This is a genomic window from Bradyrhizobium sp. 956_D2_N1_4, assembly GCF_052076025.1.
Lineage (GTDB): Bacteria > Pseudomonadota > Alphaproteobacteria > Rhizobiales > Xanthobacteraceae > Bradyrhizobium > Bradyrhizobium barranii.
On record NZ_CP197237.1, the window covers coordinates 6,163,120 to 6,177,462 of the forward strand.

The window sequence follows — 14,343 nt, forward strand, 5'->3', positions numbered from 1 at the left end:
GCTGCGCCGCGCCGTTTCACCTAAATCCGCTCTCAGTTCTAAAACCGACATTTCGGCGTTTGAGCTGGAGGACAGCTAAGGGCCCACTTTCGAACTCATGCGCCGCAACAAAGCGCCTTCAATATCGCCCCTCGATCATCAGTATCCGGGATATATTCGGGGGATGCTGACCGCTTTGTGAGAGGCGATCCGATGGAGCCCATCAGTGCAGATCTTTCCACGATGCTAAACCGCATCCTTGATACGGCAGCAGATAATCTCAGGATTGCAAAGATTCTCGTTCAAATGGGGCTTGATCCCAACAACATCACCTACGACGCACTGTTTGATCGGCTGCTGGAAATTGTGTTGGCCAACATCACGCTCGCCAACATGTTTGCCCTGGTCGGCGCAATCTTCTTTGTCGCTACCTTGCTGATGCAGAGAATGGTGCCGCTAGGGGTCGCGAATATGGTCGGCTGTGCATTCTTCGTAACCTCTGGCGCGCTTTCCGGAAGTGTCGCCACCTTTCTGCTTTATCTGCTGTTGCTGCCGGTCAATGCCGTTCGTCTCCGTCAACTGCTCAGGCTCGTTAAGAAGGCACGTAACGCGATGCAGGGTGACATGTCGATGGAATGGCTCAGACCGTTCATGACCGAACGCAGATATCGCCATGGCGACCGATTGTTTAGGAAGGGTGATGCGGCGGCCGAAATGTTTCTCACCGTCACCGGGAAGTTTCTCGTCAAAGAAATCGGCGTCGAGATTCCGCCAGGGCGTCTCATGGGAGAACTTGGCTTCCTTGCGCCCGATAACCGACGAAGCGGAACGGTCGAGTGCATAGAAGACGGACAAGTCCTGACTATAACTTATGAAAGGTTGCTTGAAATCTACTTTCAAAGTAATCAGCAATTCGGCTACTACATCCTCCTCCTCACCAGTCGGCGTCTGCTGGAGAACAACGAGCGCCTCAAGGAAAACATCTCGCGGCTGGAAGCAACTCTCGCGCAAGAGAAAGCGGCGCGACAGACCCCAGCCGCGGATGGCTCGGCTTGAAACTTGGCTCTTGATTGCTCCACTATTGGCGACAGAACTGTCCCGACGCGGTGCAGGTCTCGCGAGGCAACGACGTCCGCTCGGGGGCACAAGCGTCGCTTTGGCGCTCAGCCGCAAACTTCCGGTCTACCCCTTTCAACCGACATTTAATTGCACCGCATGAACGGAAGCGATGGGCCAGACTCGGACTCATATATAGCTGCGCATTTAGGTCGGCGCCCTTAGCCCGGCCGACGAAAGCCACTCCGCCATATGGGAGGCCCTCTCGTCCTGCCTGGCTTTGCGCAGCAGTGCCTCGCGCTCGGCGCACGGCGGAAGCGCCTTCGCGGCCTCGCGCAGATCGTGCGCCTCTTGGGTGAGGCGTTGTTCCAGTGGTTGGGATTGGTGCACACGTCGGCGCCGTTTAAGCATGGAGCTGCTCCATTGCTACGAGTGGCTCGGTGGCACACGCTACCGATCAAGGCCAATTTTAACGGAGGTCACGCGCGGGCCATGACGACGGTCAACTTTCGCGAAGTGGGCCTTAGCGCTCCTCTATGAGGAGTTTTCCTCTCACAAAAAAATCGTGCGTTCGCCGTCCCACACCTCCCAGGTAAGGTAGGTGTTCTTCCGGCTCTTGGCCAGTTTCTCGCCGACCAACCCACCTTGACGCGAAACCATCTCATATGCCTTCCGACCTCGCGATCTCTGCAAGGTTCTCAAGCTGGCTCGCAAGCGCTGCCCAGCTCCGTGAGATGTTCGTCAGCACGGTCGCTCGACGGTCGGAATTCCTCGGATCAGCGGCACGTAGTTTGTACTCGGCGGCATAAGCGCCGCATTGTTCAGCTGTAGGCACGTTGTCCCCTTGCGCGCATCAGTGTCCCGGTCGTAACCGATGGCGATGAGACGATCATCACACTTGTCTGGAAGTCGACACAATCAGGGGAAGCCGCGATGCAGCTATGTGACTTTGCGCTATGCAGTTTGTGCCAATTTAGCGCGGCGGGCAGTCACCAGAATACAGCACGACGGCCGCACCTGGTGGAGATTGCCGCACCGGGAAGAGCCGTTATCGGTCTTTCTTTGCCATCTTCTTAAGCGTGGCAATTTGCCGGAAGAACTCCGTCTTTGACTGCGCAGGGCTTCCGAGCATTTTAGCGCATGGAGCAATGTCCGAAATGACGCCGGCCTGCGCACCGATTTGCGCATGTTGGCCGATCCTCAGATGGCCGGCCATCGCTGCCTGCCCCCCTACCCGGACGAAATCCTCAAGCACCGTCGAGCCCGAAATACCGACCTGCGCGACGATGACACAACACCGGCCGAGAATGACGTTGTGGCCGATCTGCACCAGGTTATCGAGCCGAGATCCAGCGCCGATCATTGTGTCGCGCGACGATCCGCGATCAATCGTCGTGTTGGCGCCGACTTCGACATCATCTTCAAGGATGACGCGGCCAAGCTGCGGAACCGTTAGGAAACCATCGGCGGTGCGGGCGAAGCCAAAGCCCTCCTGTCCGATCCGCGCGCCAGGATAAATGCAAACGCGTGCTCCCAAGATCGCGTGGCTCAAGCTCGCGTGTGCGCCAATCCGACAGTCACGGCCAACAATCACGCCGGCCCCTATGACGACGCAAGGTCCAATCCGGCAGCCGGCTCCTATTTCTGCTCCGGCCTCGATGACAGATAGCGGGCCAATTTCCGCAGACGGATCGACGCTCGCTCCCTCTGCGACAATCGCGGAGGGGTGGATTCCGGGAGATTTTGGTAACAGGGGATGGAAGAGTGCAGCGACGCGCGCCCAAGCCGCATATGGTTCGGTCGTCAGGATTGCCACTGTCCCGGCTGGCACTCGCGCTGCCATGTCCGGATGCACAATCACAGCGCCTGCCGAGGTCTGGCCGAGTGCCGACGCATAGCGCCTATTGTCTAAAAAACTCACTTCATTGCGGCCAGCCGTTTGCAGGGGCGCCACGCCTTCGAGGAGCAGTTCGAGTTCATCCACAACCCCGTGCGCCGTATTCGCAACAACCGCGAGCGAATATGGTCCACTTCGGCGAAAGAACCTGGCGTCGCCCAAAACTGCTTCGGCCATTCGTGCTCCGTGCTAACGAACCGGCTCAGTTACAGCGTTAGCTTTTTGACTGGTACCACGGATTGACGGGGCGCGTTGACACAGATCAAGAGCTCAGCTCCTTGTCTCGCGCTACATAACGTCGTCCGTGACCCCCCGCGCCGCCTCTTCCATTGGCACAAAGGACAATAGCCCGACACTGAGGTTCTGCTTGTCGTCGGTGCGCCTCGCCGATCTTTCCATCCCCCCGAGCTTCCCGGGCTTGGCGAGAACGTAGAAGGCCTCAGCGCGGTCACCAACTTCGTCAGGGCCAGCTATCGCACGGGTTGCCCCCCAAGCAGCATATTCCATCGTCTCTCTGGCTTTATGGCCAGCCGGAAGAGGCATGATCGGGTCTCTGGTCTGATGTTGGACGAAAGTCCAGGCCAACTTCACCACGTGTATCTCACACCAGCGGCGCCGCGAACGCCGTCGCGTTTGCCGCCGTCGGTGTCGCCGACGGCAAACTGGTAGTCGGCATTGGCGTAGAGGCTGACATTGGCGTTCATCCTCACGCTTACGCCACCGCCCAGTTGCAGGCGCGTGGCCCGCTCCAGCAGCGGCACGAGGTCAACCCCGGAATACACCGTCGTCGCCTGAGCCCCCCAGTCACGCCAGAGGTTGGCGCGCACATAAGGCTGCCACACCTGCCCGCTGGCGCCGGCGATGGTCCATTGGCCACGCAGGCCGATCCGCCCGCTGGTGCCTGACGTGGTGCCCAGCGCGACCGCACCCAGGCCGTCATTGGCGTCGTCGAACGACACGTGCTGCCAGACGATCTGCGCCTGCGGCTCCAGCACGAAGCCCGATCCGAACATCGGCAGCCGGACCGGATAGCCCGTCTCTAGCGACGAGACGAAGCCGAAGCCGGTGGTCCCAAGTCTGGCAAATTGGGTGGAAGCCGCGCCTTCATAGCGCGTCAGTTGCACCACCGCGTCGAGGTACCAGTCATTCGGGCCGTAATGCGTCCAATAGGCCCCGCCCGACCAGGCATTGAGATTGAGACCGCCGGTGTGACGGAGCACATAGCCGGTCGCCGCCTCATTGGTGGCGAGACCGCTCACATCGACATTGGCATTGGCATATCCGACATAAAGGCCCGCCGCATCGCGATGGCCCGGCATCCATTCGCCACGCCACAGATCGAGGCCGGTCTGAAAGCCCAGCACCTGGCCGGAGGCGCGTGGATCGGCGAACGCCCGGTAATGGTTGTCGATCTGCTGGCCGAGGACCCGGCCCCAGCCGGCACTCAGGCAATCGGTCGGCGCTCGCGCCGGTATCCCGCCGTCGGCGGGGCATGGCGTGCCCGCATTCGCGTTGAGCAGCGTGTCGCCGGCGCGCTCATGCAGGGTGCCGAGCGTCGTCATCCCCAATTGCCGGGCGATCGGCTGGACCACGCCGTAGGTCGCGATCTCCGGCCCGATGATCGGATAGAGGCCCGGCGGCAGCGTTCCCAGCGGCGGATCGGGCGGCAGGATCGGCGGCGGCTCGATCGGTGGCTCGATTGGCGGTCCGACGAGGAAGGTCGAGCGGAGGAACCAATCGTTGGGACTGCTGCCGCCAAGGCCACCCCGGAAGAGATCATAGTCGAAGGCGCCTGCGCGCACTTCGCCGGCGAGTGCGAAGGCGCCCGGCGTTGTGATGCCGCCGTTGATCGCCCGCACCACCGCGATGCCGTTAGCCACCGTCTCGGCGCCGGGGCCGCCCGCATTGGTGATGCGCAAGAAGGAATTGCCGCTTGCTGTACCACCGTTGATGACGAGCTTGTCCGACGGCGAACCGTCGCCTCCCAGGAAGGTGTTCAACGCGATCGTTCCGCCAGCTCCCGTGTAGCTGGTTGTCGTCAGGAGCGTACCCGGCGCGGTGCCCGTGCCCATGTTCACTAATCCAGCATTGGTGAGACTCAAGACGGTCTGGTTGAAGCCGTTGAGATCGAGCGTTCCACCGCTCGCGAGCGTCACTGCCGAATTCGGGCTGAACGTGTTCGACGCGCCGGCCGTCAAGGTGCCCGCGATGACATTCGTCGCTCCGCTGTAGGTATTGGCACCTGTGAATATCGTGGTGCCGGCGAGCACATTGACTGTGCCGTTGCCACTGATCGCGGGCGCAAACACGTAGTCGGCGGATGTGTGATTGAAGTTGATCGTACCCGTGCCGGCGCCAAATGCGACGCTCAGTGTATTGAGCGTGCCGGGTGCAGCCGCCGGTGCGCCCGCGCCTGCGCCGATGTTGAGTATTCCAGTCGCACCGGCGTTCGCCGCGATCGTAACAACAGGCGCGATGACGTTGCCGCCGTCCGCAATTGTGAGCGTGCCGGTGCCCGAGTTGCCAATCCTGATCCCCGCAATGTCGCTCCAAAGGGAGCCAGCGCCGGTCACCGTCACGGTACCGTGCGAGCCCGCACCGTTGCCGATATTGGTGACGAGGGGAGTGATATCGATGACCCTCCCGCCGTTTGCGACCAGGAGGGTGCCGGTGCCAAAACTGCCGATATTGAGCCCGCCCTGTGGTCCGTTGATCCAGCTGGAACCCGGGCCAGTCACGATCACCGTACCTGTCGAGCCGGCAGACTTTCCCACCGAGCCGCCGGCACTGCTCGCCGTGGTGTCGTTCTCAGCTGTGCCGCCGTCTTGAATGATCAGGGTGCCCGTGCCCAGGCCGCCGACCACCACGTCGTTAACATTCGTCCAACTGGAGCCCGCGCCGGACACGATCACTGTGCCCACCCCTCCCGGTAGATCGCCTATCGTCCCGAACTGATTGACCAGTGTTCCGCCGGTCAGGATCGTGAGCATTCCTGTCCCGTTTTGACCGACAGAGAGGTTTCGGGCTTGTGCGCCCGGGCTCGCAACTACCGGCGCATTCGGAGTCACGGTGTTGATGTTGGCGTCGTCCGTCTGCCTGGGAAAGGTGGAGTCCCAGTTGCCAGTCGAGAACCATTCCGAGGACAGCCGTCCGGTCCAGTTTCTGGTCTGGGCGTGTGTGGAAACCGTGGACGCCGCGATAAGCGCGATCACCGCCAGCAATATCGAGGGGACAAACTTGCGGCGCGCACGTGGCCCGGACGCCGCGCCGCGCCACGGTGTAACGGACGACCGTCGATGTGGCTCATGCCCCATATAACCCCAATCAATCGGCGTCCTACCGAGACGCGAGCGAAATCTTGACGCTCAAACAGAGCGTGCAAATCACGGAACTCACAATCGTTCGCCTTATTGCCGCAACTGTGGCGACGGCGCGTGAAGGTCTATTTTTCAGGTTGCTGATGCTCTGCCGCCACGTAATGGTAGCAACGCAGACCCATCAGACTGCGGTATAAAAAACCTGAACATGCCCAGGACGCCGGAGTTGGAGGTGCTCCTGCGACGATTGCGCGGCGGGGCTTAGGATCAAACAATTAGCCCATAAGATTTCGCGGGTAGGCAGTACAAGGGCGCCGGGATGGGGACCAAGCGCCCTTGCACCCCCATCGTTGGCCTATCCAGGTGTGAGTTCTAAGGGATCGTTGGACAAGCCGACGAACGCTGGATTACCGAGCGAATCAGTAGCTGAGTCCCTTGCCGCAATTGAGGCGGCTGCATCTTTCAACAATGCGGCACCGGCTTCGGTTGATCATGCCGACGCAGACGCGCCCTGCAACGCCCCCGACGGTGCGCGGCAGTGCACTTTGCTCTCAATAGCACGGTGGATATGGATAGTAGCCGCATTGTCGGCGGTGATAGTACGCTCCCGTAGCTGCTGCTCCGACGGCAGCTGCGCCTACAGCAGCTCCATAGTACCCGCGCCGATATGCGCGCCGATGCACTCGCCTATTAACCCCCGCGACGCTGCCGGGTGTGAGCGGACGACCGACACGAGCGTCAGCTTTGTCGACGGAGATAACGATAGTCCCGGCTGGTGACCAGTGAAACGACACGGGCGCCAAGCACAACATCGCTGCACCGAGGGCCGCTCCGAGCACCGTCGAAACTTTCATGTTCTTGCTCCTAATTGGTTTCTTGAGGCGTGCTGATGGACGCGGCTACTTTTTCTCTTCGGCAGCACCGTCGTGCCGCTCTTCGCGCCGCTCGGTGCGCCCCGTCCGTCGCGCTTGACGCCGTTCTGTTCGCCCCGTTCGTCGATCCTGGCGCCGCTCTGTGCGCCCCGTGCGTCTTTCCTGACGCCGCTCCGTGCCCGACTGCGGTGTCACAGTGGAAGGCGCTGCGGGCGTGGTCGGTGCGGTTGAGGTCTGAGCGCCAGCATCTGACACCATCAGAATTGCAGGCGTGGCCACGAGCCCGAACACGGCTGCGTATCCACAAAGAGCAAGAGCGCTTCGACGGCTGACAATCGGTTCCGAACGTTCACCCATATCTCAAACTCCCGGTCTCCCGCCCTCTTGCAGGTCGCCCAAATTCCGGAGAGTGGGTATTGATCTAAATCAACCGAAAGGCATGCGCCTTGACGATGGACGGGCAAACGCTTGGCAGCGTTTGCACCCGATTAGCACTTGCCGCCAAGTCCGCTGTTGACCCTAGCAACGGACATCGTCGGCGAGGCGAGGCATGTCTGAAAACAATTACGAACCGACATGCTCATTGCCACAGGGCTCTCGAGATCTGAAGCAACTGTCCTTACCGCCCCGCCCCAACGCGATTGACGCCGCCATTTGCATTGCCACCGGCGTTATGACGGACGGCAGCGCGCGCCACCGGACGAGGCCTCAGCACGACGCCTGCCCGGGCAACGCAACCCACCGGATATTCAACGTACTGGCAGTACACGACCGCCTGGGCTGGCGCTGGATTGAGAGTGACACCTGCAAGCCCCAACAGGGCGCTAGCAGCAATCCCGGCAACAGTCGCGGACTTGATCGAAAGACGCATCTTCGGATGCATGTTAGACCTCCCTCTTCGCGCTTGCGTCACTGAAAAATGACGGGAGCCGCCTCAGGTGCGGCTGAACATAGCGTGAGCGCCAAAGGATCGCTGACGTTGACCTAGATCAACGGAGGTCTGCCTAGCGCCCAAGGCCATGTGACCGAGCGCCCGCTTCGGGTCTTGGCACTTGCCCGCGCACTTCCGGTCTACCCCGATAATCGGACGAACTCGGTGTCGACAGCCACTTCGCAAATGGGCCATCAACGGACTCGTGCACCTGAGCAAATAGCGCGACTATTCGACTTGCCCCATTGGCGCGTCGATCCGCCTTACGGAACGGACCAAGCAAAGTGGAAAAAACATCTTACGGCGACTCTCCGAATTCGGTCGGGTGCTTTGAGCTTGGACAGCAACGGCAGCGTTTTTCCACCTCTACCAGGCAGGCACAACACGCTCCAACATCAGTAGTGGCTGGGAATCAGCTGGCCTGCGCGTAGACCGTCGGCAGCATCCTTGGGCCGCGGCTGCGCCTTGGGGATCTTCGGCAGCTCCACATCGACCTTCTTATAGGGGATGCTGTCGAGCAGATGCCGGATCAGGTTCAGCCGGGCGCGGCGCTTGTCGTCCGCCGGCACGATGTGCCATGGCGCCCACGGTGTGTGGGTGGCCTCGATCATGCGTTGGTAGGCCGCCGTGTAATCCCACCAGCGCCGCACCGATTCAGTGTCCATCGGGCTCAGCTTCCAATGCTTCATCGGGTCGTTGATCCTGGCCTCGAACCGGCGCCGCTGCTCCTCCTGGCTGACGTCGAGAAAGTACTTGCGCAGGATGATGCCGTTGCTGACGATCATCTCCTGCTCGACCACGGGAACCATCTTCATGAACCGTTCGTACTGCTCGTCCGTGCAGAAGCCCATTACTCGTTCGACCCCGGCCCGATTGTACCACGAGCGGTCGAAGAGGATGATCTCGCCCGCCGCTGGGAATTGCTCGATGTAGCGCTGGATGTAGACTTGGCTCTTCTGGCGGTCGGAGGGGGTAGGCAAGGCCACGTGCCGGAAGACGCGAGGGCTCGTGCGTTCGGTGATCCGGCTGATCACACCACCCTTACCCGCCGTGTCCCGGCCCTCGAAAACCACAATGACGCGCGCCCCCTTGTCTTTGACCCAAGTCTGCAGCCGAGTTAGCTCGACCTGAAGCTTCGCGAGTTCCTCCTCGAATTGCTTGCGGCTGATCTTGCCGGACGCGTCCAGCGCCTCTACGGCCGCGTGCTTCTTCTGCTTGCCTTTCAACATCCACCAACCCTCCCCGGCGAAAAGGCCTATTCGCACCTTCACTCGGAGCCGATCCGCCGTGGTGTTGTTGATCTATCTCAATGCTTCACTGCAATCAGCCGCCCTTCGCGGAGAAGGCAACCATCTACAAGAGCATCGTATATTTGCTGGCGAGCGCAGCGATCATGATATGGATGCTCGAATATTCTCAAATTAGTCGCCAGTTTGCGCTTGACGGATTGCTGTTACCGCGTTTGCCTTCTGGCGGTGGGGTTGGAGAGCGCCATGTGCCGCGGAACCGCCTACCATGTTGCGGACTGCCACCGGATGGACGTCGACACGCAGCGAACCAGCAGTCCCAAGAGTTCAGCCGAGTCTCGGGCATCGGCCCGTCGCGGACTCCCACGCACGGCCCTGATGTGGCTTGCAGAGGTTCTCACCGGCCGCACCACCGACCCCCGGCCTGACTATCCGCGAACCCCATCGACGGCATTCGAAGACCCCGCGTCAACCAGGCTGGGCCAATTCTTCGGCCTGGCGGCCGACCAGCATCCGGGCCTCTCCGGCTTCAGCCTCTTGAGCCAGGGGCGCGAGGCTTTTATCGCCCGTCTGGCGCTGACAGACTTGGCCGAGCGTGGCCTCGACATGCAGTATTATGTCTGGGACGGCGATACCACCGGCCGGATCATTGTTGAGCACGTGATGAAGGCGGCCGATCGGGGGGTGAGGGTGCGGCTCCTCGTCGACGATCCCTTCTACAAGGACAGCGATTCCGTCAAAGCCGGCCTCGATGCTCACCCCAATGTTGAGATCCGCCTGTTCAACCCGCTTACTAACCGGCGCTGGTCAATTCTTGACTTCATCTTCGACTTCGGCCGGGTCAATCGCCGCATGCACAACAAGCTGATGGTCGCTGACAATGCGGCAGCGATCGTCGGCGGCCGCAATATCGGTGACATCTACTATGGCGTGAACACCTTCGCCAACTATCGCGATCTGGATGTGTTGGCGGCTGGGCCTGTCGTCCGCGATTTGTCGGGCGTATTCGACAGATACTGGAATAGCCCCTCAACGGTGCCGATCGCGGCCATTGTCGACCGCGCCCATGACGCTGCCGATCTCGATGCCATCCGGATTCGCTTGCGTGAGGCGATCGCGGCGGCCGACTACCCTTATCCGATTGACCAGGAGCTCGACCAGCTCGCTGCGCAGGGCGCTGAGCTTCGCGACAATCTCGCGTGGGCACATGGCCGGATTGTCGCCGACGACCCGGAAAGCATCGCCCCCGGCAAGGAGAGCGACGACGTCATCGAATTCATTCGCGGGCGGGTCGCACAGTTGAAAGAGGAGCTGCTCGTCGAATCACCATACTTCGTCCTGCCCGCGCGAGCGCAGGCAACCGTCAAAGCCCTGCAGGAGCGCAATGTTCGGGTGCGCGTGCTGACCAACTCGCTTGCTTCGAACGACATGCTGCCGGCGCATTCAGGCTATGCCAAGACCCGAAGGCGGCTGCTCGAGAATGGCATGGAGCTATACGAACTGCGCCCGGATACCGATGCCTTCCGGCCGGGCTGGTCAATCCTTTCCGAGCGGTCGCGAGCGGCCTTGCATGCAAAGGCCATGGCCTTCGACGGCGAAGCCGTGTTCATCGGCAGCTTCAATCTCGATCCACGCTCTGCCGTAATCAACACCGAAGCCGGCCTTTACATCGAGAGCCCGGAGCTTGCCAAACGGCTGACGGCTTACATGGCGGCTGGCGTAGTGCCTGCAAATAGCTACCGCGTCTTCCTCGACCCGAAAGGCGATATAGTCTGGGAGACGGAGAGAAACGGCCAAAGGGTGCGCTACCGGGACGAGCCCGAAACCGGCTTTCGACGACGATTCGTCGCCGACCTGTGGAAGCTGCTGCCGATCGACTCGCAACTCTGACACCGATCGCTCGGCGACCTACGCAAGACACGCGTCCTATGGTCTCGGGAAGAAAGTCTGGTGAATATCTGGGGGCGGATTTGGGTGCGCGCCCTCGACCCGTGAGAATTGATGAATCGCTCGGTCAGATCGATGTCCAAGTTGGCAAAAAGTCGAAAACTGAACGACGCTGAAAATCTCGCAAAAGCTGATTTTTAGCCGACTCCGCCCCTGCAATACTCCGTAGCACTCATACGAAGCTCCATGGTCGTTTTTGTGTGAAACGATGTGGTCCCTCATATCGCCGCGTGCGAAACGCATCCGCAGCCCTGAAAAATTTTGGTCGTCACCCCAAGAAGACTTTTTCAACACTATCGGCCAAGAGGCGACATCGCTCACTTGGTTGTCGTTTCGAAATCTTTGCCGACTTCCGATAACATTGGCGCTGTTACCTTCTTTAAGGCGCCGCCCGAAGCGATCCGCCAGCCTCACTTCGGCCTCGACGTAACACCGAGCAAACACACCAAAAGAGCGCGACGCAGCAACATCTCTCGACTGACTTTGTGCACGGTTGCGTGCATAAACTCCGTGATTCACGTTGAAATTTGGTCACGAACTAGGTCAGGCCCCTTGATCTTTGTCAATGTCGGCATCAACCGACGGGCCTCCTTATGGACGGGCCTCCTTATGCAAAGGGGGGCGAGACAGGATAGGAGCAAAACGATGAAGCAGATGGTTTTTAGAAATTTTGCAATTGCAACTTCGGCTATCGCCTTTGCAACATTGTTCAGCGTTGACTGGTCTGAGCAGCGCGGGATTTCGCTGTCGGTTGAGAGCGCCCAAGCGAGGCGGCTCTATGTCGGCCCGTATCCCTATCATCACTACATACCCGATCAGTCCGGTCTGCCTTGGTACGCAGTGCGGGCCTACTACGCTGGCGGCCCCTGGTGTGGTGCCGGCGGCACGTCCGGGTACGGCACGACTGTGGGGGTCTTTGGGCGTGCTTCCTATACCTGCTACAATGGTTGGGATGACTATGCGAAGCTCAATGGCATTGGTTGCACGCCCGGCACACTGATCAAAGGCGGTGACGGAATCATGTACGTCTGCCAGTAGGAACGCGGACCCCACGGAGAGGCGGCGCAAGGGCCGCCTCTTTCAATTTGAAAACGATATCCGTTCTCGCCGTCACCGGTCACCGCTCGCTATTGAACCGTAGTTCCGCGCAGAATGGAGGCCCCGGCATGGCACCGGGGCCTCTCAATTAAGAACACCAAAGGGTCTTCGCTTCGACCCGGCTGTCAATTCTGACGATCGAGGCCGGCGAGTTGCTGCCGGTCCAACAGCACGATCTGGCGCTGGGTGGCACCGATGAAGCCGAGGATGCCAAGCACGCGCAGATGCGATAACGCCCGCGAAACGGTTTCCAGCGTGAGTCCAAGGTAGTCCGCGATATCACGCCGTGACATTGGCAGTGCCAAAATGCCGGCGTCGGTGAGCCGCTTGTCCATCTCAAGGATGAAGGCAGCGACGCGCTCGATCGAGGTTTTGCGTCCAAGGCGCAGCATATGGTCTTCCGCATGCTTCAGATTGCTGGTGGTCATGCGGAGCAGGTGCTTGGCCAGCGCGCCGTCACTGTCAGCAATTGCGTCGAGACTCTGTCGCCGGATGAGGCGAACCGTCGTGTCCACGACGGCTTCTGCCGTAGAGCGGTGCACGCTTCCATTCTCCAGTCCGAAGATATCGCCGGAAATGTGAAATGCGCCGATTTGCCGGCGGCCGTCAGGAAGCAGCTTGAAGCTTCGTACTGCGCCTGACTTGACCTGATAGACATAATCGGCGAGTTCCTTCTCGCCGTAGATCTCGCTGCACTTCCGATAGGTAAGTTCGCTCAGATTGATTTCGGTCGTTATCCCCAGTTCGCAAAGGGAGCGCGGATGAGGCAACGACGCTGAGGTGATGTGCATCAGGATTGGATTCATTCGGGTCGCGCATGGTGACGAGATTTTCAGGGATAGTGCGACTTCTCGGTATTGTCCTAAAGTTCATTGCACCAAAGGACAGCAGGGCCCGAGTTTGGACCCGTTTGCTTGCGGCGCTGCGACGCAGAAATCTGCATCGGTCTGCAGCTTAAGACCGGCCCTACGGTGATTGTTGGTGGACGTGTTCAGTTTGCTCCCCGAGCTCCAGCGTGACCAGTCGCGCCAACAATGTCGCCGGATACAGTTGCCCGATAACCGCTTCGATGTTGCAGAGGCTCCTCGCCCATGGATGGACGGGCACGATGTCGCCGTATCCGGTCGTCGTCAGCGTGGCAAAGCTCAAATAGAAAACCTTGCTTGCAAGCGATCGGTCATCCACGAACTCGATGCCTTTGAATGCATCGGCGGCCGACAAGCCGAGGAACGTGAACAGGCAGGCAAATCCCACGGCAATCAACAGATATACGAGGACGGCGCCGACGACGCGGTGATAGGTGATGTAGCCTGGACCGAATACGGCCCTCGTAACGACAGCTCCAAGTGCTATGGCGATCAGCAACCATGACGCCGCCAGGAGATGCAAGCTGTAGGGCCAAGCGTAGTAATAGCGCTGCAAGAACACGATGACGTTCGCAATAAGCCCAAGTAACATCATCCCGAGTGCGATCTTGCTCTTCGAGATAATCGCCATGCTCGCCATCACAGCAAGCAAGATGGTAATTGCCCCGGCGTGGAGGACAAAATGGCCGGTCGCCTGAAGCGGCGCAAAGACAAATACGATCAATACGAGTAGAATTGTGAGTAGCGTCAGCAGCCAATCGTTGATGCTAAAGCGCATCCGTTCTCGCAGAAGCTCTGCTTTCATACCGTTCCCCCTGTTGGCTTCCAGCTCCCGGCCTTCGGCATGCGAGGTCTTTCCTGCGCAGCCAATAGCAATGCGTCCAGCATTTTGCCGGCGCAGGAGCGCTGGTTGATCCACATCAAGGATGTTTGTGGTCGCGTGATTCGCCGCAGCAACCAACCACTCACGATACAAAAATGCACATAAAAATGGCAGCACATCTGCCGCACCTTCGCGAAGATAAATTCCGGAGAGCGGAGCCGCCGCCTGCGGAGTAGGCAGAACGCGGATCAACGGCGTCTGCGTTGCAAGGACGACGATCCGCCAAACCCGGCGCGCTGAACGCAGGTGT

At 60.1% G+C, this 14,343-nt stretch carries 9 protein-coding genes; 3 read left to right on the top strand and 6 right to left on the bottom strand.

From position 1 onward, the window contains the following. Window positions 1-192 precede the first annotated feature (192 nt). Complete coding sequence (locus AB7535_RS29200; protein ID WP_439037405.1) at window positions 193-1,035, top strand: Crp/Fnr family transcriptional regulator; 843 nt, start codon at window positions 193-195, stop codon at window positions 1,033-1,035. A 1,048-nt stretch (window positions 1,036-2,083) separates the two neighbouring features. Here AB7535_RS29200 and lpxD read toward each other — a convergent pair. The 4 genes from lpxD to ppk2 all read right to left on the bottom strand — a co-directional run bounded on the left by lpxD (window position 2,084) and on the right by ppk2 (window position 9,281). Then, entirely contained in the window at window positions 2,084-3,094 is a 1,011-nt protein-coding gene (gene lpxD / locus AB7535_RS29205; RefSeq protein ID WP_439037745.1) for a UDP-3-O-(3-hydroxymyristoyl)glucosamine N-acyltransferase, read from the bottom strand. Window positions 3,095-3,519: 425 nt separating this feature from the next. Further along, window positions 3,520-5,922, bottom strand: a complete 2,403-nt coding sequence (locus tag AB7535_RS29210; RefSeq protein ID WP_439037406.1) for an autotransporter family protein — start codon at window positions 5,920-5,922, stop codon at window positions 3,520-3,522. A 1,818-nt stretch (window positions 5,923-7,740) separates the two neighbouring features. Continuing rightward, a complete protein-coding gene (locus AB7535_RS29215) occupies window positions 7,741-8,004 on the bottom strand; it encodes a hypothetical protein (protein WP_167768340.1) in 264 nt (87 codons plus the stop codon). A 443-nt stretch (window positions 8,005-8,447) separates the two neighbouring features. Continuing rightward, complete coding sequence (gene ppk2 / locus AB7535_RS29220; RefSeq protein ID WP_439037407.1) at window positions 8,448-9,281, bottom strand: polyphosphate kinase 2; 834 nt, start codon at window positions 9,279-9,281, stop codon at window positions 8,448-8,450. A 396-nt stretch (window positions 9,282-9,677) separates the two neighbouring features. Between ppk2 and AB7535_RS29225 the strand changes: the two genes are divergently transcribed. Continuing rightward, window positions 9,678-11,189: a phospholipase D family protein gene (locus AB7535_RS29225; protein ID WP_439037408.1), complete on the top strand. Its 1,512-nt coding sequence runs from the start codon at window positions 9,678-9,680 to the stop codon at window positions 11,187-11,189. Between the two features lie 702 nt (window positions 11,190-11,891). Continuing rightward, window positions 11,892-12,284 carry a hypothetical protein gene (locus AB7535_RS29230; protein WP_439037409.1) on the top strand — a complete coding sequence of 131 codons (393 nt, stop codon included), beginning with the start codon at window positions 11,892-11,894 and terminating at the stop codon, window positions 12,282-12,284. Window positions 12,285-12,469: 185 nt separating this feature from the next. Here the strand turns inward: AB7535_RS29230 and AB7535_RS29235 are convergent, their stop codons facing one another. Together AB7535_RS29235 and AB7535_RS29240 are read right to left on the bottom strand one after the other, a co-directional pair. Continuing rightward, window positions 12,470-13,150: a helix-turn-helix domain-containing protein gene (locus AB7535_RS29235; protein WP_439037410.1), complete on the bottom strand. Its 681-nt coding sequence runs from the start codon at window positions 13,148-13,150 to the stop codon at window positions 12,470-12,472. Between the two features lie 160 nt (window positions 13,151-13,310). Continuing rightward, complete coding sequence (locus AB7535_RS29240) at window positions 13,311-14,285, bottom strand: potassium channel family protein (protein WP_439037411.1); 975 nt, start codon at window positions 14,283-14,285, stop codon at window positions 13,311-13,313. Window positions 14,286-14,343 lie beyond the last annotated feature (58 nt).

Excerpts from the sequence above, each read along its gene's own strand:
- AB7535_RS29215 (WP_167768340.1), bottom strand. The coding sequence starts at position 8,004 with ATGCATCCGAAGATGCGTCTTTCGATCAAGTCCGCGACTGTTGCCGGG.
- AB7535_RS29230 (WP_439037409.1), top strand. The coding sequence starts at position 11,892 with ATGAAGCAGATGGTTTTTAGAAATTTTGCAATTGCAACTTCGGCTATC.
- AB7535_RS29210 (WP_439037406.1), bottom strand. The coding sequence starts at position 5,922 with ATGCTCACGATCCTGACCGGCGGAACACTGGTCAATCAGTTCGGGACG.
- AB7535_RS29200 (WP_439037405.1), top strand. The coding sequence starts at position 193 with ATGGAGCCCATCAGTGCAGATCTTTCCACGATGCTAAACCGCATCCTT.
- AB7535_RS29235 (WP_439037410.1), bottom strand. The coding sequence starts at position 13,150 with ATGAATCCAATCCTGATGCACATCACCTCAGCGTCGTTGCCTCATCCG.
- ppk2 (WP_439037407.1), bottom strand. The coding sequence starts at position 9,281 with ATGTTGAAAGGCAAGCAGAAGAAGCACGCGGCCGTAGAGGCGCTGGAC.
- AB7535_RS29225 (WP_439037408.1), top strand. The coding sequence starts at position 9,678 with ATGTGGCTTGCAGAGGTTCTCACCGGCCGCACCACCGACCCCCGGCCT.